General features: G+C 52.5%; 19 protein-coding genes and 1 tRNA gene. 9 read left to right on the top strand and 11 right to left on the bottom strand.

Going from position 1 to position 17,477, the window contains the following annotated elements; translation table 11 throughout:
* Positions 1-39: 39 nt before the first annotated feature.
* From OZX57_RS03715 to yaaA, 7 genes are all read right to left on the bottom strand, one after another.
* Positions 40-1,104, bottom strand: a complete 1,065-nt coding sequence (locus OZX57_RS03715) for a hypothetical protein (protein ID WP_277162761.1) — start codon at positions 1,102-1,104, stop codon at positions 40-42.
* A 275-nt stretch (positions 1,105-1,379) separates the two neighbouring features.
* Entirely contained in the window at positions 1,380-2,852 is a 1,473-nt protein-coding gene (locus OZX57_RS03710) for a 3-phosphoshikimate 1-carboxyvinyltransferase (RefSeq protein ID WP_277162760.1), read from the bottom strand.
* 149 nt (positions 2,853-3,001) lie between these two features.
* Positions 3,002-3,124, bottom strand: coding sequence for a hypothetical protein (locus tag OZX57_RS03705; RefSeq protein ID WP_277162759.1), 123 nt, complete (start codon positions 3,122-3,124; stop codon positions 3,002-3,004).
* Complete coding sequence (locus OZX57_RS03700) at positions 3,103-3,405, bottom strand: cytidine deaminase (RefSeq protein WP_277162758.1); 303 nt, start codon at positions 3,403-3,405, stop codon at positions 3,103-3,105. Before OZX57_RS03700 ends, OZX57_RS03705 begins: the two co-directional genes overlap by 22 nt.
* 227 nt (positions 3,406-3,632) lie before the next feature.
* Positions 3,633-4,985, bottom strand: coding sequence for a hypothetical protein (locus OZX57_RS03695; protein ID WP_277162757.1), 1,353 nt, complete (start codon positions 4,983-4,985; stop codon positions 3,633-3,635).
* Between the two features lie 213 nt (positions 4,986-5,198).
* Complete coding sequence (locus tag OZX57_RS03690; protein ID WP_277162756.1) at positions 5,199-6,968, bottom strand: hypothetical protein; 1,770 nt, start codon at positions 6,966-6,968, stop codon at positions 5,199-5,201.
* Between the two features lie 101 nt (positions 6,969-7,069).
* Positions 7,070-7,882 (bottom strand): peroxide stress protein YaaA, encoded by an 813-nt coding sequence (gene yaaA / locus OZX57_RS03685; RefSeq protein ID WP_277162755.1) that lies wholly within the window; start codon positions 7,880-7,882, stop codon positions 7,070-7,072.
* Positions 7,883-8,232: 350 nt separating this feature from the next.
* Here yaaA and OZX57_RS03680 point away from each other — a divergent pair, with 350 nt between their 5' ends.
* The 8 genes from OZX57_RS03680 to OZX57_RS03645 all read left to right on the top strand — a co-directional run bounded on the left by OZX57_RS03680 (position 8,233) and on the right by OZX57_RS03645 (position 13,462).
* Positions 8,233-8,763 carry a catalase gene (locus OZX57_RS03680; RefSeq protein WP_277162754.1) on the top strand — a complete coding sequence of 177 codons (531 nt, stop codon included), beginning with the start codon at positions 8,233-8,235 and terminating at the stop codon, positions 8,761-8,763.
* Positions 8,712-9,689, top strand: a complete 978-nt coding sequence (locus OZX57_RS03675) for a catalase (RefSeq protein WP_277162753.1) — start codon at positions 8,712-8,714, stop codon at positions 9,687-9,689. The genes OZX57_RS03680 and OZX57_RS03675 overlap by 52 nt, the downstream gene beginning before the upstream one ends.
* Before the next feature lie 258 nt (positions 9,690-9,947).
* A complete protein-coding gene (locus OZX57_RS03670; protein ID WP_277162752.1) occupies positions 9,948-10,493 on the top strand; it encodes a DUF2975 domain-containing protein in 546 nt (181 codons plus the stop codon).
* Between the two features lies 1 nt (position 10,494).
* A complete protein-coding gene (locus tag OZX57_RS03665) occupies positions 10,495-10,707 on the top strand; it encodes a helix-turn-helix transcriptional regulator (RefSeq protein ID WP_277162751.1) in 213 nt (70 codons plus the stop codon).
* Between the two features lie 82 nt (positions 10,708-10,789).
* Positions 10,790-11,932 (top strand): DUF4153 domain-containing protein, encoded by a 1,143-nt coding sequence (locus OZX57_RS03660; RefSeq protein ID WP_277162750.1) that lies wholly within the window; start codon positions 10,790-10,792, stop codon positions 11,930-11,932.
* Positions 11,920-12,399, top strand: coding sequence for a DUF4173 domain-containing protein (locus tag OZX57_RS03655; RefSeq protein ID WP_277162749.1), 480 nt, complete (start codon positions 11,920-11,922; stop codon positions 12,397-12,399). The genes OZX57_RS03660 and OZX57_RS03655 overlap by 13 nt, the downstream gene beginning before the upstream one ends.
* Before the next feature lie 3 nt (positions 12,400-12,402).
* Complete coding sequence (locus OZX57_RS03650) at positions 12,403-12,981, top strand: TetR/AcrR family transcriptional regulator (protein ID WP_277162748.1); 579 nt, start codon at positions 12,403-12,405, stop codon at positions 12,979-12,981.
* A 58-nt stretch (positions 12,982-13,039) separates the two neighbouring features.
* On the top strand, positions 13,040-13,462 hold the full coding sequence (locus tag OZX57_RS03645; RefSeq protein WP_277162747.1) for a hypothetical protein: 423 nt from the start codon (positions 13,040-13,042) through the stop codon (positions 13,460-13,462).
* Positions 13,463-13,518: 56 nt separating this feature from the next.
* Here the strand turns inward: OZX57_RS03645 and OZX57_RS03640 are convergent, their stop codons facing one another.
* Positions 13,519-14,001: a hypothetical protein gene (locus tag OZX57_RS03640; protein WP_277162746.1), complete on the bottom strand. Its 483-nt coding sequence runs from the start codon at positions 13,999-14,001 to the stop codon at positions 13,519-13,521.
* A 279-nt stretch (positions 14,002-14,280) separates the two neighbouring features.
* Positions 14,281-14,354 (bottom strand) — tRNA-Pro (locus OZX57_RS03635).
* Between the two features lie 121 nt (positions 14,355-14,475).
* Here OZX57_RS03635 and OZX57_RS03630 point away from each other — a divergent pair.
* Positions 14,476-15,669, top strand: a complete 1,194-nt coding sequence (locus OZX57_RS03630) for an ABC transporter permease (protein ID WP_277162745.1) — start codon at positions 14,476-14,478, stop codon at positions 15,667-15,669.
* 144 nt (positions 15,670-15,813) lie between these two features.
* Here the strand turns inward: OZX57_RS03630 and OZX57_RS03625 are convergent, their stop codons facing one another.
* Together OZX57_RS03625 and OZX57_RS03620 are read right to left on the bottom strand one after the other, a co-directional pair.
* Entirely contained in the window at positions 15,814-16,458 is a 645-nt protein-coding gene (locus OZX57_RS03625; RefSeq protein ID WP_277162744.1) for an NUDIX hydrolase, read from the bottom strand.
* Between the two features lie 138 nt (positions 16,459-16,596).
* A complete protein-coding gene (locus OZX57_RS03620) occupies positions 16,597-17,475 on the bottom strand; it encodes a Nif3-like dinuclear metal center hexameric protein (RefSeq protein ID WP_277162743.1) in 879 nt (292 codons plus the stop codon).
* Positions 17,476-17,477 lie beyond the last annotated feature (2 nt).

The following is a 17,477-nucleotide window of genomic DNA, read 5'->3' as shown; positions in this document are numbered from 1 at the left end:
GGCATTCTTTTACTGCCGTTTCCCAAACTTATATCCTGTCTAATGCTTCGAGACCATGTCCCAGATGGCTGTGGACAGATCCGAATCGTTGCCATCCTTCTCATCAGCATCGTCCAGTCCCTTCGTCAATGTCTGGAGAGGTTTGTTGGTCACGTCGCGTTCATTTTCTTCGGACTGAGACAGCGTGCGCTGCAACTTGTCGTAACTTTCCTGCTGGTTGGAGGAGAATTGGTCACTCGGCCCGAGCTCCTGGATGGCAGCATAGGTCTCACCGGTCTTGGTGGCATAAGCATTCCACGACGCCTTATAACTCGCCACGTCGGTGTTTTTCACGTCTGGAATCGCGTCTACAGCAGCCTTGCAGGTCGTCAGATAATTGCTCTGCTGAGACATCCATGTCGGATCCATGGGTACGTACAGCGGCGTTTTTCCGCAGATACGATTGGCCTTGGAAGCGGCGGGAGCCACCGTCATGATGTCACGCGCATAGGCAATCTTGCGCTCATAGCGGGCTTTATATTGCGTAAAAGCCTTTTTCACACCGGCGTTGTCCATCGCCGGCAGCTTTTCGAACTCCCCACCCAACTTTTCGACCTTGGTGATGCTCTTGGCCACGGCATCCACGTCGCTTTGCTTCACGCTTTGCCTATCTGCAGTGGTCATATCATCAATCAGGTCACGCAATTTAGTGTCCATGTCGTATGTGGCGCGATTCAGGTCCTGACGTTTGTATTCCGCGTCGCACTGGACCTTGCCCTGACATATTGGCATCGGATGCCTTGCCTCGTTGATTTTGCCGACAGCAACAAGCACGCCAACCACGACTACGGCGAGAATGATGACGATCAGCGCGATACGAAGAACGACCTTCAGCACGTGTGCACCCCCGCTGTGGCCGTTGTCTCCGGCCGCTTTACGATAAGCCGACCGCCGCCTTCTCTCCTCTCGTTTGCGCAAACGTTGCGTGCCGTCGTCATCGACGACGTCGGACCAAGAGTCATCAACGTCCTCGAAAACCTTAGGATCCGACGACAACGACGTGGATGACATGTCGCCGGAGAAATCTATTTGGTCATCCTGACCTTTATCGTTTTTGTTAAACATTCTTTCTCCGGTTACACGCGACTTTATCCTCTTTGTTTTGCGAAAAGTCCACGATGAAACCCTTCCGAAAACATATCCCTATAATTAATGGTATTGCAAGGCGACAACCTCGACAAGATTGCTACCGAAGGCAAGGATTCCTGCGGCAACGTCTTCGAAAAGTAAACCCGCCGTGTTTCTCCAGCTTCTGAAATCTAGAGAAACGCGAAAAGAAGGCCGGCACCGATTGGAATATTCGGTTCCGGCCTTTCCCTATCTATCTGGTGGCATCGCCACTAATTTTCAAGCATTTTGCGCCACATACTTGGGAAATCAGGGATGGTCTTACGGGTGGTGGCAATGTTACGGATGCGGGTATCTGGGACAGCCAGGCCAATCATCGCGGCGAACGTCGCCATGCGGTGGTCGGCATAGGTTTCCATGGTTTCACCGTACAATTGATTATGCGGCACTGGAATAATGGCCAGCCCGTCCGGCAATTCCATGGCTGAAGCTCCGACGCGGGTGATTTCAGTGACGAGAGCTGCCAGGCGGTTCGTCTCGTGCCCACGAAGATGGCCAATGCCCACTAGCTCGCTGGGACTGTCAGCCAACGTCGCCAATGCGGCGATGCTCGGAGCTATCTCCCCTGCCGCCGACATGTCAAAGCCATGGCCTAGCCCATGAATCGGCCCGTTCATAGTAACCATCAACGTTCCGTTCTTGGGTATCGAACTCCGATTTTGCTGACCGCGTGTGTCAGCCATAACCTCATCGAAAGCACGTCCGTCCAATGTAACCGTAGCACCCATCTTTTGGAGGATATCAGGAAGCAGACCACCGGGCTGAGTGGTGGAAGTCGGCCAGTTCGGCACACTGACCGTTCCGCCGGCGATCATTGCCGCACCTAGGAACGGAGCAGCGTTCGACAAGTCAGGCTCCACGACCACTCCGTCCGGCAACTGCAAGGAACGATGAGTTACCTGCCAATGGCCGATTTCAGGCATCGCAACGTCTCCGCCTGCACCACTTACATCGGCCATCGTCATCCGAATGTGGGGCATGCTGGGAAGTTTGCTGCCTGTGTGTTTCAAATCCAAACCATTCGGCAGTCGTGAGCCAATCAGCAGCAAGCTTGAAATAAACTGTGAAGACGAAGACGAATCGATTTCAACCTTTGCGAGATGCGAAGTCGAAGAATCAGCGGAATTATTTACAAGGCTTGAATTTCCAGCATTTTGTTGTGGCCCCTGGGATTCCAGCACTCTCGGCGGCGTAATGGTAAATGGCAAAAAGCCGGGCTCGCCCTCATATTTGATGTGGGCACCCAACTGTTCAAGCCCATCAAGCAACGGATGCATCGGCCGAGCGTAAGCCTGTTCGTCGCCGTCAAAGCGGACGGGACCGTCCGCAAACAAAGCCAGGCCAGGGACGAAACGCATCACCGTACCGGCAAGTCCACAGAAAACGGTGACATTGCCCTTGAAACGGCTATTTGCCGGCGGAGTGACCGTAACACGGTCTTCCTCTCCATCGAATTCAACACCAACTCCAAGCGTTCGCAAAGCGTCCGCCATCAACTCGGTGTCGCGTGAGCGCAGCATACCCGCAATCGTGACAGGACCATTCCCCAACGCCGCCAGAATCAGATAGCGGTTGGACAGTGATTTGCTCCCCGGAACCACAACCGTCGCATTCAACGGTTGCATGGCCAGAGGCGCCGGCCATGGATCAGGAACATCAGAGGAAGTGCTTCGAGAAGAAGACATATCAGTATCCCTATTTGATTGATTTCCACTCAGTTGACTCTCATCGGAACGAACAGATTCAGATGATTTATTCGTTTGCACATCACCAATGCCGTCTACGGCTTCAACGCTTGTCATGCTAGTGATTTTAGAGGAACTCCCCTACACGCTTACTCCAGGTTGTCGCCGGTAAAGGCAAGCGGCAGCACTTCGTCCAAGGTACGTTCCATGTAGTCATCCATGTCTTTCGCCATGATAATGGTGAAATGCTTCAGATCGCAAAATTCCGCCATGACCTGCCTGCACACACCGCAGGGTGAGCAATAATCGCCCTCGCCTTTCTTGACCCCTTCCATATTGCCAACGATTGCGATGGCACTGAACTTTTCTTCCCCTCTGAAATCGCCTTGAAAATCGCCGTTCTTTCGGCGCAATTCGTGGCAGTCAAACCGGCATTCTCGATATTGCATCCCTGATAGATTGTTCCGTCTTCGCAGAGCAAAGCGGCACCCACCTGAAAATGAGAATACGGGGTATAGGCACGCTGTTGAACGTCAAACGCCTTTTCAATCAATTCTTTTTATCGATCATTTCCACTCCTTTGATTGCATCCGATCTGTTGCAAAACGGCTGTCAACGTTGATGGTAACCGTACAACACCAGAATTTACGTTCAATTATCAGCCGGAATAACGACATGAGCGAATATCCAACATTGTTGAGGTCAACGTCGTAACTCTTGGCATTGACCTCAACAATATTCAGTGGGAGTAGTATTCACGCAATAATCGGAAGGGGTGGCTTACAGCAACGACCCTCTCTTGGCACGAGCCCCGTTGTCCACTACGGTCTTTAGATTATTCAGACTTTTTGTAGGATCGGTTTTGGAGATGTCCTTGGTCACCGACTCTTGAAGCGACGTGGCGTTCTCTTCCGGCGACGGAACGGCGTTGAACTTGTCAACCAAAGCATTGAGTTGATCAACCTGAGCCTGCGAAGTCATCGCATTCGGGTCTCCCATGGCCTCCATCTGCTTGAGGATACCGTTCTTTGTGTTCAGATAATTTTGCATACTCTGCAGGAAATCAGCAATCGGCTTATTCGAAAGCTTGCCGACAGACTGAATCTTGGCCGAGCATTGAGAGAAGAACGCATCCTGCTGGTGATAGAAATCATTGCCAACGGTTCCGCCATCGTTCTCGTTGGTGCAGGAGTCCTTGAGAGATGCAATTTTCTGCATTCCCGTGGAAAGACCGTCCATATAGGTATCGAACCCGCGAGCCTTCGGCATGTAGGCATCGTATGCTGCCTTGACGTTCGAATCCTTCATCACCTTGAGATTCTTGAAATCAGCATTGGCCTGCTCATACTTTTCCTTGTCCGTCTTGAACTGAGAGGTCTTCTGATCGGTTACGCCATCCCTGCCAACGCCTAAGGACGCAGAGACAAAATCAGTGGTCATCGAAGTCAGGGAATGAGTCATGATCGCGATATCATCCTGCCCAGCCTTATAGTCCTTCTCTTTCGGCCCTCCGATGACTCCGGCGATATCGAGACCAAGAACGACCGCGACGACCACCACGATAACGATGACGACGGTAACCACTGCGACGACAGCCTTGCTGCTCTTCTTCTTGACTGGCACGCCCTCGGCCATGGCCATACCTCCGTTGGGACCCATGGCAGGTGGATATTGATAGCCTTGTTCCGGGTTCTGCGACGCCTGAGGAGGATATGGGAAAGAGCTGTTCACCGGAGATGGGGCTCCACTCATCGGAGCAGTCGGATTCTGCCCAGCAGACGGCTGATCTTGCATCGGTGCATATTGGTTATCGAAGCGCTGCTGAGTCATCGGCTCTTGTTGGCCAGGATATGCTTGCATGCCAGGTTGGGCAAAATTGCCAGCCTGTTCCGGCTGAGCCGGCTGCCACTGCTGGCTCGGCTGAACAGACTGAGCTGACTGGTTCAGCGGATTCGCCTGAACCGGCCGTCCTGACTGAGCTGATTGCTCATAAGATTTCGGCGTCGAATCCGTCACAGAATTTGCAGTAACGTCCGGTTGACCGTTCTGCTCCAAACCCGTTTCAGAAGCCGGCTGATCTGGTCCGTTTTGATACTGCGATGCATCATCATTCATATTGTCGCCGTCAACCATATAAATTCTCTCCCTTTAACTCTGAATAACTCATGTGCCACAAACCTCACAAGCGGCAACCGAAATATTCTAACATGGTGAAAACCATCATAACTCGTACCGTCCAAACAGGTTTTCAACGGGTCAATGCCGGGAAACGGGACATTCATCGGGGTTTGAATGCTAGTCATCGCCAAGACTTTGGAGGGACTCTCCTACATGTCATCCTGGGAGTCATTGCCTGCGAATCCAAAGCGCCTCGGTGACACCGGAATGCTCGCGCAGATCGTCGAACTCCCTTTTGTAGTCATTGAATATCCCCTCGCGCTTGCCTTCCTGATCGTAGACCAGCTTATTGTTCAGATTATGATATTCCTTCTTGTGCTTCCCCGAGCTCGCCTCATCAGGAGATCCCAGGGCCTTCATTTTGCGTATGACACGTAGATTGCCATCAAAATTATCGTTCAATCTGGTAACCATCTTCTGCATGCGGTTGTCGCCGTTTTCACCCAGCGGTTTCAACGCGGCTTGGCACACAGCGACACCATTGGTATACGCCGAATAGGTCGGATCCGAATTGTCGGGCATAGGAATTTTGACGCACAGGGAATCGGCGTCGGAGACAGCAAGCAGGGTCTTGATATATTGCTGGGTTTGCGTCTTGTCTTTGTTGTAGGCAGTCAGATAATCGGCAAACCATTTGTTGTCTTTGTCGTTATCGGCAGCAAGCTGGTCGGCCAGCCGCTGGTTGGCTTGGTCGGCCGCGGCGATGGCATTGTTGATGTCGTCGATATCCTCACTCTTCAGATTACCAAAACCGCTATGATTGCAATTGCTGGCAATCTCAATCATGAAATTCCATGCCTTGGCGACATTGTCCAGAGCAGTGCCGGTTTTCTGTCTGTTCTCACCTTTGAGAGTTTTCCCATACCCGTCAAAGAACATCTTCACTATGCCGTCGGCCTCATCCTTCGCATCCTTTGCCGCCCTCGCCGTCTGATAGGAACGGTCGAAAGCCCACTCGAGGTGAGGCTTGTCGCACTCTTTGCAGAGGTCGTCACCATATTTATCGACATAATCCATCACTTTCGAAGAGGTATCAACATCCTTGTTGAGCTTTTCTATCTGTTTTGTGGCCGCCCTGTCCAATATTGTGTCGCCGCTGATGGCCGCAATCTGTTTGACGGCCTGCTCGCTGGTATCCAACACGGTGTTCATAGATGCAACAAACGTTTTCATCGCCGGATCCGTGGAAGCCGACAGCGGCTGCATCCGGCTTCTGCACGTTTTCATTTTGGCGTTGTAATCGTCGATATCCGATTGGTCGGATACATAGTCCCAAATATCACAGGCCTCGTAGACCGACGAGATAGTTTTCGCGTTGTTCAGATACTCATTGACCACGCCCTTTTCAGCGTCCGTGGCCTTGGCATAGCGGTCAAGCTGAGGTTTCGCCTCAGGGACGGCCATATATGGCAAAGCCGCGAAAGTCGCGTTGTCCTTGTCGGTTTTGTCGACAATCGATTTGAGTTTGCTAAGATCGCCATCGTTGACGTGATTGTTAAGGGTCAAGCTCGATATGGTGCCTGTGATTTTCACATGGTCATCCTGGATATCTTCGACACTTTTGTCCAACTGGCTGAGATTAGACGAATCATGCTGGTACTTGTCCTTATAGGATTTGTCGGTCATCGCCAAGTAATTCAAAGCCACGAACGGGTTCTTCTTGGCTATGTAGCCGAATGCAAAAACGATCACTACGACAACCACCAGAAGAACACCGAAAACACGGGCCACGCCATGTTTGCTTTTCGATTTTGTTTTGCCAGCACCACCCTGGTCAAAAGAAAGCTGTTCGGCACCCTCGGCACCATCATCGGTTGCAGCCGACCATGAGTCCTCGTCATTGACGAATACCTGCGAGTCCGAGGAAGTGAAGTTGTCGGAAGCGGCATCCGAAAAATCTATCTGATCCGACGAACCGTCGTTGTCGTTGCCAAACATACACCCACCGATCTCTTTTGCCCTCTTGCCTATCGTCAGATAGCAAATCTCTCAATCCAAGCATAATACCGGGCAAATCCAGCGTCGGGCAGAAAAGCATTTTACATGCCAAATGGAACCAACGTCAGATGCTGGATACCGTTCTCTATCTTTGTGCTTACTGTACCAAGGTTGCGAGCAACTTCGACTACGGGTTGCGTTGGAGAGTCGAGCAAGGCTCTCGTTAACAGGCCTCGGTAGTACTTGGCCATGTGTGAGATTGTCTTGTTCCGGGAATCGGCGATGCGGACGCTCCACCACTGACTATTTTCGCTTGACGGATCTGGCTTGGTCACTCGATAGAGTTCGGAACGTAAATCGACAGTGACATCATCATTACGCACGAAGCCAGATATCGACGATTCTTGCATTGTCGCATCAGTAATTGCATTACCATTCGTTGTCCGAGCGGGCATTTCCGAACCGTCGGCAAAACCATTGTCCGGAGTCCAGCCCGCGAGCTGCTTGCGCCAGAAGGCTTTCAACGGGCCGATGCCGGGAAGCGAGACGTTCATCGAAAGACGATACGACGGTATCAAATCCGACCCTTGCGTAACACCGAAGAGACCCGAGAAGATCAACACATCATCGTCGTGACGCAATTGCGCCGCTTCGTATAGCACACCTGTATACACCTCATGCGCCGAGGCGCAGGGAGCGGAAAGAATGTCACGCTGAGCAACGATTTCATGAGCGCCTTTGGCTCCGACTTTCAATATTCGCGCCGCGTCTTCTCGGTTCGACACATCGATCAATGCAGACAAAACCAATTTTCTGGCGTCATTGAGTTCCGAAAATGACAGACGATCAAGGTCAAACGTCGGGCCTTCGGTCGGTGAGGCCTTGCCTTCGGACGGCGGTAAAAGAAGATGCATGGTTCCAAGTCTAGCGAATGACTCATCGAAATTCCGAAACGCATCAATCAAGGAGTCCGCAAGGAACACACCGGAATTACCGCACCTATTCCCCGGCTCATGCCGATGCTCTCGTCATTGATGAGTCCGAAATACATCCAAACAGCCCCGTCAGCAATACTCGACACGCTCGCCTGTTGCTAATCAGATTTGGATTAATCACCATGTAAATAGTTCTCAACGCTGGAAAATCACTCAGTCAATAGTTTGAGGACAAAATGTCGCAAAGACCACAAAACGACAGAAAAACCTTGTTTTACGCCGACGAAATTGTTATCTTCTTCATACATTGTTACGACAGGAGGATTTCAATGACCGATAATCTCAATACCGCTTCCGGCCAGCCGTGGGCCGACAATACCCATTCGCAGACCGCCGGCGCGCGCGGCCCGGTGCTGCTGCAGGACTACCAGCTAGTCGAGAAACTTGCGCACTTCAATCGCGAGCGCATTCCGGAGCGCGTGGTACACGCCAAGGGCGCTGGCGCCTACGGCACCTTCAAGCTCACCAAGGACATGAGCGAGTACACCAAGGCCGACGTCTTCAACGGCGAGGGCAAGGAAACCCCGATCTTCCTGCGTTTCTCCCAGGTGGCCGGCGAGCTCGGTTACCCCGACACCCTGCGTGATGTTCGCGGCTTTGCTCTGCGCTTCTACACCCAGCAGGGCAACTACGACATCGTTGGCAACAACACGCCGACCTTCTTCATCCAGGACCCGCTGAAGTTCCCCGACTTCATCCACTCCCAGAAGCGCGACCCGCGCACCCACCTGCGCAATGCGACCCGTCAGTGGGACTTCTGGGCGCACTCCCCGAGACTGTGCACCAGGTCACCTACCTGATGGGCGACCGCGGCAACCCGGCCAGCTACCGCACCATGAACGGATACGGCAGCCACACCTTCAAGTGGGTCACCGAAGACGGCACCGCCTTCTGGGTCAAGTACCACTTCATGAGCGAGCAGGGCGTGGTCAACATGAGCGAGGAGACCGCAACCAAGGCCGCCAGTGAGGACACCGACTACCTGCTGCACGAGCTCTTCGACGCCATCGAGTCCAAGAACTACCCGTCCTGGAAGGTCTGCGTACAGATCCTGCCTTACGAAGAGGGCCTCAACTACAAGCACGATATCTTCGATATCACCAAGGTCGTCTCCCACAAGGATTACCCGCTGATCGAAATCGGTGAGTTCACCCTGAACCGCAACCCCGACAACTACTTCGAGGACGTCGAGGAATCTGCGTTCGCACCGGCCAACTTCGTGCCAGGCATCGAGCCCTCCCCCGACAAGATGCTGCAGGGCCGTCTCTTCGCCTACAAGGACGCCGCACGCTACCGTCTCGGCGCCAACTACGAGCAGCTCAAGGTCAACCGCCCCATCAACGAGGTGCACAACTACGAGCGTGACGGCTTCATGTCGAACAATGCTCAGGACGGTTCCGTCGACTATGAGCCGAACAGCTTCGGCGGCCCGACCGAGGACAACTCCGCACGCAACCACGGCGACCAGTTGGAAGGCAAGACCGGCAACTACACCGCCCACGAACCCGACAACTTCTCTGCCGCCGGTGCGCTTTACAACGTGCTGAGCGAGGACGAAAAGCAGCGTCTAGTCGCCACCATCGCCTCCAACCTGGGCCAGGTAGAGGGCAAGCACGCCGAGGAAATCAAGGTTCTCGAGACCCGCCAGTTCTACCAGGCCGACCCCGATTACGGCACCCGCGTTGCCGAAGCGCTCGGGCTGGATCTTGACGACATCAAGCAGTAAATGTCAGCAAGTCATTAGACAGTACTCCTAACTCCTAAAAGGAACCGCCCTTCTTCTGTATTCAGACAAGGACGGTTCCTTTTTATATCTGTATTCGTTTCCATAAACCCATCGAATTCTCCATCTTTCTTGCAGAATAATTTTTCATACAATCCAATTGTGTCTTTATTGAAAAACGATATGCATTTTATCGAAAAACAATATGAAGTGATTATGATATGAACTCAGAAAGAAATTTAGCCATTGAAGGAGATTCAGATGAGACCCCTAGAAGATTCCAATGCTTCCGGCGACGGAGACACAATGCATCCATCCAACATCGAACGAGTCAAACGCAAGCCACACATGTCACACCACACACTGGCCACCCTGCTCGAAGTCACCGATGCCTTCGCGGTCGCGATATGCCTTGTCATCGCGCTTTTGATACTTCCCGCGGCCGAAAGTGTCGGCGATCTCAAGCATGGCGCAGCACTGTTCGCCGCCATCGGCATGTTGCCTTTGGCAGTAGTGGCCATATGTGCATGGCGACTTTTCTCCGCAATCGGACGTGAGGAAACCTTTACGGACAACAATGTCCACCGGTTACGAATGATTGGCTCGGCGTTCGGGGTCTCCGCCGCGATATGGCTGGTCGAGCTGGTATTGGCCGCTTTCAACCTGAATAGAACGCGCGGACGCACCATCTTGGGCACGGGTGTGGCATTCGTGTTCTGCGTCGTACTTGCGGTGGTGTCCGCAGCCCTCGCCTCACTGACCGCCGCAGCCACGGAGCTGAAAACCGAAAACGACCTGGTGATCTGACATGGGACATATCACGGTAACCCTTGACGACATCCTCGCCGACCGACGCATGACACTGACCGAGCTCTCCCAACGTGTGGGCGTGACGGTGGCCAATCTTTCGATTCTCAAAACCGGCAAGGCACGCGCGGTACGGTTCACAACACTCGCCGCCATCTGCGACGAACTCAATTGTCAGCCTGCAGACCTTTTACATTACGAACCGGAGGATTAGCCTCAGACGCCCACACAATAATTCGCCGCAGAGTAGCGGCTTCATAACCACGATTAGCCATACGATTTAAAAGGAAATCATCATGGATAAGGACAACTATACCCAAAATCAGCCTAAAAACGATGAAAACAAACCCGACAAAGCACAAACAACACCCGCCATAACCGTCAGCCCTGATAAGGCGAGCGCAACAGTACCTCCTGCACCGCTGACCCGAGCCGACAAATTCTCATTGATCTGCGCATTGGCGCTTTCGCTGCTCTGGTGCGTATGTGTCTCACCCGTACTGTTTTCAGGATATTTTGCATTTGCCGGCGGTGCGGCACTGAGCGTCTGCCTGCTCGCTTTCCTTGGCTGTGCGTGGTTTTTGAGGCGAAAACAGGAATCACAGGCGATTAAGAATGCAACCGGCACGAACGGCAAGAACATACAAAGCCAATCGAAATCACGAATGACCAAAGCGTCGTACGCACTGTTGCTCTGCACGATTGCTCTCATGTTCGTGCCCACGTTCTCCCAGGCAACTTGGATCAGAGCCATTAATGCCTTCGCTCTGGCCATCGCATTACCACTCACTTTTCTCTTGCTGAGCGGCGAAAGCGACGCCGAATTGTTCCGCTTTCGCGGAGTCGTGCATAGTATCGGAACATTTTTTACCGAGCAATTCCGTCACTGGTCGGTTTTGGGTCGGGTCGCTTCATCGTGGGTGCACGGACGCGGTCGCACGCTCGGCAGCATTGGAATCGGCGCGATATGCGCGGTCGCGGTACTGTTTATCGTGATTCCCGCGCTCTCCTCTGCCGACGGAAACTTCCAGTGGATTGTCAATCATCTCTTAGAGAGCTTTTCCGATATCGATTTCGGCCCTCGAGCTCTCGACATCGTTCGTTTCATAGCGGTTATTCCACTTGCCTTCTCATTGCTTTTCGGACTACGTCACCAGCACAAGAAAGCCGATTCGGGCACGGGCGTATCCCACTATCAGGCTTCCACAGCGACACTCAACACGATGCTTGGCATGCTCGACGTGGTCTATCTGTTGTTCGTGGCCATCCAATCCTCCTATCTATTCGGCGGAGTGAATACATTGAAACGTTTCGGCGGCTACGCCGCCTATGCACGCGCAGGATTCTTCCAGCTCGTCGGCGTCACAGCCATCAATCTTGTCATTCTGATGGCCTGTACCTATCTTCGCAAGCACGAAAACGTGCGATGTCATTGTTGACGCTTGAACTGGTGCTGGTCGCCTCTACGGCGGTGATGCTGATTTCCGCCGCTTGGCGCATGAGCCTTTATGCCGGCAAATATGGCTTGACACGTTTACGTATTCTTACGTTCTGGGGCATGATCGCGATTGCATTCCTGCTTGCGGTCACGGTATTGAAATTGCTCCACCCAGATTTTGCACTGTTTCGCACCGCATTCTTCGGCATGCTTGCACTTTGGCTTGTTTTCGCTTTCATCCAGCCGGATGCCATCATTGCTCATGTTGACGTAAACGGCTATCTCAACGGCAGCATCGAAGTAGTCGATACCGACTATCTCGGTCAACTCCACTCGTCAGCCGTCGGCCCACTCACTCGTCTGGAGCAGCAAGCTCCGAGCAAATCGGTAAGAACTGCTGCCACAAACGCACTCCGCGAGATTCACACAACCGCCAACGAAACCGAATGTTCTTTGCGCGGAATCTAGTTTTTGACTATTTATTCAAAAACTTCTATACTGCCAATTATGGCAAGACCAAGAAGTTTTGATGAGTACCAAGTACTCGAACAATGTCGTGAAGTTTTCTGCGCATACGGCTACGACGCCACTTCGATCGATGACCTCGTAGCCGCAACTGGACTCAAACGCGGCAGCCTTTACCAAGCGTTTGGTAGTAAACGCGGAGTATTCCTGAAAGTGTTGCAGAGTGTGCTTGATTGTGAAACCGAAAGCAAGGCTGCAGACGAATCCGAATCTCGTCAGGACGATAATATTCCTAGCCACAGCACTTCCCCGCAGAATCAATCCGGCTCTGGCAGAACGGCGATTCAATCAGAACCGCAATCTCCGACCAATGGCCTCTTCTCAGATAATGTTCTGACACTTGCGACCATCGCTTGTCTGGAACTGGCGCCTCACGATGCAAAGATTCGTGACATCATCTTCAAATGGCGCTCTCAGATTCCTCCGGAACAAGTAGCAATATTATCGCGAGCCCTCGGAGACAACCTCTTTAATCGAGCTGGAATCAGCACAGATTCGACGACTGACTCAAATAATGCAGTCTAAGCCAATTCGAATCCATCAAATCTACGTAAACCAATTATCACAACAAGGAAGTATCACTATGTCAGAGATCGCGAACAACCAGAAGAACAGCAACGAGACAAACCGCAACGATTCTGCAAACACGGGAAGCAACACCGTAACCATCGAAGGAAAGAACATAAAGGTCGTTCCGAACGGTCTGAACAAACTCTGGTCATTCAAAGGCAATTTGGAGATTCCGCTGGCTCACGTGGCGGGCGCAACCGTCGACCCCGGATTTAACATGTCTGGACGCCGTGCGTTCCGAAATCCCGGCCTCGCCACTCCAGGCAAAAGGGCCGGCACCTTCAAATTCCCTGACGGCGACACCGAATTTTGGAACATCAAGCAACCTGAGCAACCGCTGGTCATCCAGCTTCGCGACGAAAAATATGACCGTCTGGTGTTGGGCGTACACGACCCTCGGCAAGTTGCAGATGCTATCAACGCGGTAATTGAATAACTTCCGGCAAAATATCCGTGCTGTCCGACCATATGCCACTTTTCATGTGGCGAATTTCATTGTCTCTGCGACATCTTGATGATTGGTTTGCGATTGCCTTTGACCGCGAACGGGAGACTATTGGCTTGCTCGTAGACGTTTCGGACGAGCTTCTCAATTTCAGCCGCATGGCCGGTCGAAGATAGGAACTGAGAGACGGCTTTATCATAGTGATTCTTATTGTCAGTATTCAGTTGCTTCCAATTGACGTTCCTGAAATGCTCCAGCAGAAGTTGGGAATCCAACGGAAGACTAATCCTTCCCTGCTTGATGAGCACCGCGATGATGGGATAGCCAGCATAATGCTGCCAATACGTCGCATTGTCATTCGAAGTATACAACCCGCCGGAAATCATCACCGTATACCGCTTCGTGCGGGCCGATGACGTCACGATGGCCTTCGATTCTGAGCCGCGCAATTCCACACGACCATCCGCCACCGCGCTCAAAGCCTCGTATATCTTCGCGATCGGGGTTGGCTTTCTAAGAATATCAGGCATTTGACGGCCTCCTTTCGATACATCGTCCGCACAAGAATCAGGTTTTCTGAACCGACTGTAACCGGATTACGATTTCGGCCATACCCTCACATAGACAATCCCGAACCTGGCGCCATCATCCCACTAACCATGACAAAATATAGGTTAGCGCTAATGAACATATAGGAATGTCAATGATTCAACATGAAACAGGGATACTGAAAATAAAAGCCATCGTGTCTAGACACCAAAACGGCTAGAAATACCACGTACAAAACGTTGCAATTCCAACGTTTTCAGTCGGGCTGACAGGATTTGAACCTGCGACATCCTGCTCCCAAAGCAGGCGCGCTACCAAACTGCGCTACAGCCCGATGTACCAACAAAACAAGGCACAAGTAATTAGTATAGCGCAACCCCGGCCATGCGACTCGCTAAAATGAGCAGAGATACACAGAACAAGCAAAACGAAGATACGAAGGACGATAGGCAACCATGGGATTGCATCAGCGCACGGAAACCTCGGGACTTGTCTCCTTCATCGTCTGCGCAATCGCAGGGGCGGGCATCATGGAGCTGTGCGTCTCGCTACTGCCGGCCGCATGGATGATCAGCCGCCGCCAGTTCGTCATCGCCTCCATCATCATCGCCGCATGCGGCACCATTTCCTTCATCTCCGGCTACGCAAAACGCTCCAGCTCGCTAAGCCCTCACAATCGCTGGATTGAAATCTTGAGGCGTCTGATAGAAATCCTCGCCCTCGCGACAGTCTATGCCTCCACGCTGTTTCTGACCTCATTCGCCGTTCTGAACATAGCCAATAATCTGATGGGCACAATGTTCCTTGAATACATCGTCGCAGTCTGCGCCGGATTCTCGGGCGTTGCAGGTTACGTCACGTTCGTGCAGGCCGAGCTGATGGACGCCAAAACGCTCGCTGGCCTTTTGCCGCTTTTCGTGGTCTCCGGTGTAAGCGTCGCGGGTCTGACGACCGACGATCCGAATTGGTACACCAATAACTTCTCGCAGCTCGGCGACCGCACCACCTTCGCTGCACGCATGTTCAACTCGACGTTGATTCTTGCCGGTGTGTGCATCATCATCGTCAGCTACTTCGCCATCTCCGAGCTCATCACCTCGTATCGCCAGCGCCGCGAATGGCATCAGGAACAGGGCCCCCTACGTTCTAGTAGAATCAAGCATTACCAGGCACGTTTGGCCTGTCTCGCTATCATGCTTACTTTCTCGGGCATCGCCTTCATCGGCATAGGCATGTTTCGCTATACACCACATCCCTTCCTGCACAACGTATTCGCTCACGGCATCGTCGTAGTCATGGGCCTGCTCCTAATTGCCCTCCCCTGGCTCGCCCCGCAACTTTCCATCGCCATCTACGCAGCAGGCTATCTTGCCATCGCCGTATGTGGAGTGGTACTCGTGCAATGGCTGATGGGCGCAAATACGATGACCAACGTCGAGGCTCTCGCCGGTCTCGTTTTCCTTGGCTGGTTCATCATGTTTTCGCGCCAGATAGCCGCCATCGAGGCAGACCGTATCGCCGAGCAGGTCATGCATATCGATCAGAAAGAGGCCTCATCGGACTTGACCACTGCCAACGTCGCCGACACTATTCCGTCTTCAGTAGAGAAAAACCATCGTATGCATTCGCGCATTGCAGCCACACAATAAAACGACGAGAATTGCTGAATAACGGTTATTCAGGACTCAGTTTACATAGCGCAATCTCAATATGAATCATACAGGCAGCACAAATCGTTACTACGGCATTTTTAAAAGCAAGAGAACAAGTCAACGCTATCGGGAACGATACCGTCACTGCCTCGATGCCAATTGCGAGCGTAATCGGCGAATTTCCTCATGCTGGATTGCGATGGTGGAATCCGCAGCCTGAACACCAATGCCAGTCAGTTCTTCCCATGTCACCCATGTGGACTGCACGTGCTCGTCCTTGTCGAAATGGCGAGGTTCCTGCTTCCAATCCGCTAGATGAATGACGAAAATATGCGCCAGTTCGTTGGTCATACCCCCAGAGGAATAGAAATCACCGACACGTTCGATACGAACGGAATGTCTGTCTTTCGGTGTGACCCCCGTTTCCTCCTGCAACTCGCGTAAAGCCGAAATTTCAGGCTTTTCACCGTCTTCCATCAATCCTGCAGGAAAACCGTAAGTGAACTTGTCTGGACCTACACGGTACTCCCGTTCCAGCAAATACTTATCCTGAACTTCGTCATGAACCAGCATCACCACGGCTTGCGGATGAACCAGAATCTGGCGGCGCACCGACACTTCCCCACCGTCGGTTTTCGCGAGCGCCAGTTCGCGGTCATCGATATGGAAGATAGCTCCGCGATACACAGTCTCACTGGACACCACTCGTACCGGCGCCTCCATGTCGACGCCATCCGACGAATCCTGCAGACGCTTGTTGACCTCTTGGCGGATACGCTCTGTCATTTCTGAACTCATTATTCCAGACTTTCTTCATCGAGGCTTGTGACGGCACGACGAACCATTGGATTTTGATGCATCAATATCGACCATGTCAGTTCATGTGAAGCGGACACGATGACACATCAGAATCATGATTGTCGATCAATCCCGGCCCAGTACCAATTGCCAAGGATCGGTGACAATGCCGACACGCTCCGTTTCCGGGCGGAAGCCAGTATCTTTCTCTACCGCATCAGCAATATCATCCAATGCATATCTGAACCACATCGACTCGATGGCCGAATGCGGCGTATTAATCAACGCGGGCTTCATGATCGTATGGTTGAGCGTCGCCTCATACCAAGCCTGCTGCAGCGCATCCGTAGCGGGGTGATGGCGCAAATCGCTGGTCACGTAGACATCAGCGCCGCTGCCGCGAACCTCATCGAAATCAGAATCTCCTGACCCGGGCAACACGGCAATTTTGCGAACGTCGGCGTCAAGATCGCCTGCAACCTGAATCCCGTAGTTGGTTTTCGGTACTTCTCTGGCAACACGTTGCGCAAACGCACGCAGCGTCATCGGTTCCTCAAGCGTACCGACACGTCCCAGCCCAATGGCATGGCTGTTTTGCTCACCTGAGGGCACCAGCGGCGTCTGATTCTGCAATCCAAACGCGTCCGCCGCGGCTTGGGCGACGCCACGATAGGCGACATCGGCATTGGTATGCCCGACCCAGAGCCCACAATGTGCACGATACAGCTTTCCTGCGATGGCCCCATGAACACCGAGTCCGGAAACCTCATGCACCGCTCGGAAGAACAGAGGATGATGGCAGATAAGCAAATCGGCGCCCATCGCAATCGCCTTATCGACTACGGCCATAGTCGGATCTGCAGCGAAGACAATCTTGCCAACGGTATCGTTCAAGTCACCAACGATCAGCCCCGGGAAGTCCCAATCTTCCGCATATTCAATCGGATACAGCTGTTCAAGTACCTTGACAACTTCGGCAAGCCTCGGCTTTTTCTGATCTGACATAT

The sequence above is a fragment of the Bifidobacterium sp. ESL0682 genome (genome assembly GCF_029392815.1).
Taxonomy (GTDB): Bacteria; Actinomycetota; Actinomycetes; order Actinomycetales; family Bifidobacteriaceae; genus Bifidobacterium.
This window is presented reverse-complemented; position numbering and strand designations above follow the sequence as displayed.

What these genes read in the sequence shown, in the direction of transcription:
- OZX57_RS03715 (WP_277162761.1), bottom strand. Translation starts at nt 1,104, where the DNA reads ATGTTTAACAAAAACGATAAAGGTCAGGATGACCAAATAGATTTCTCC.
- OZX57_RS03710 (WP_277162760.1), bottom strand. Translation starts at nt 2,852, where the DNA reads ATGTCTTCTTCTCGAAGCACTTCCTCTGATGTTCCTGATCCATGGCCG.
- OZX57_RS03705 (WP_277162759.1), bottom strand. Translation starts at nt 3,124, where the DNA reads ATGGCGGAATTTTGCGATCTGAAGCATTTCACCATTATCATGGCGAAA.
- OZX57_RS03695 (WP_277162757.1), bottom strand. Translation starts at nt 4,985, where the DNA reads ATGGTTGACGGCGACAATATGAATGATGATGCATCGCAGTATCAAAAC.
- OZX57_RS03690 (WP_277162756.1), bottom strand. Translation starts at nt 6,968, where the DNA reads ATGTTTGGCAACGACAACGACGGTTCGTCGGATCAGATAGATTTTTCG.
- yaaA (WP_277162755.1), bottom strand. Translation starts at nt 7,882, where the DNA reads ATGCATCTTCTTTTACCGCCGTCCGAAGGCAAGGCCTCACCGACCGAA.
- OZX57_RS03680 (WP_277162754.1), top strand. Translation starts at nt 8,233, where the DNA reads ATGACCGATAATCTCAATACCGCTTCCGGCCAGCCGTGGGCCGACAAT.
- OZX57_RS03670 (WP_277162752.1), top strand. Translation starts at nt 9,948, where the DNA reads ATGAGACCCCTAGAAGATTCCAATGCTTCCGGCGACGGAGACACAATG.
- OZX57_RS03665 (WP_277162751.1), top strand. Translation starts at nt 10,495, where the DNA reads ATGGGACATATCACGGTAACCCTTGACGACATCCTCGCCGACCGACGC.
- OZX57_RS03660 (WP_277162750.1), top strand. Translation starts at nt 10,790, where the DNA reads ATGGATAAGGACAACTATACCCAAAATCAGCCTAAAAACGATGAAAAC.
- OZX57_RS03655 (WP_277162749.1), top strand. Translation starts at nt 11,920, where the DNA reads ATGTCATTGTTGACGCTTGAACTGGTGCTGGTCGCCTCTACGGCGGTG.
- OZX57_RS03645 (WP_277162747.1), top strand. Translation starts at nt 13,040, where the DNA reads ATGTCAGAGATCGCGAACAACCAGAAGAACAGCAACGAGACAAACCGC.
- OZX57_RS03640 (WP_277162746.1), bottom strand. Translation starts at nt 14,001, where the DNA reads ATGCCTGATATTCTTAGAAAGCCAACCCCGATCGCGAAGATATACGAG.
- OZX57_RS03630 (WP_277162745.1), top strand. Translation starts at nt 14,476, where the DNA reads ATGGGATTGCATCAGCGCACGGAAACCTCGGGACTTGTCTCCTTCATC.
- OZX57_RS03625 (WP_277162744.1), bottom strand. Translation starts at nt 16,458, where the DNA reads ATGACAGAGCGTATCCGCCAAGAGGTCAACAAGCGTCTGCAGGATTCG.
- OZX57_RS03620 (WP_277162743.1), bottom strand. Translation starts at nt 17,475, where the DNA reads ATGTCAGATCAGAAAAAGCCGAGGCTTGCCGAAGTTGTCAAGGTACTT.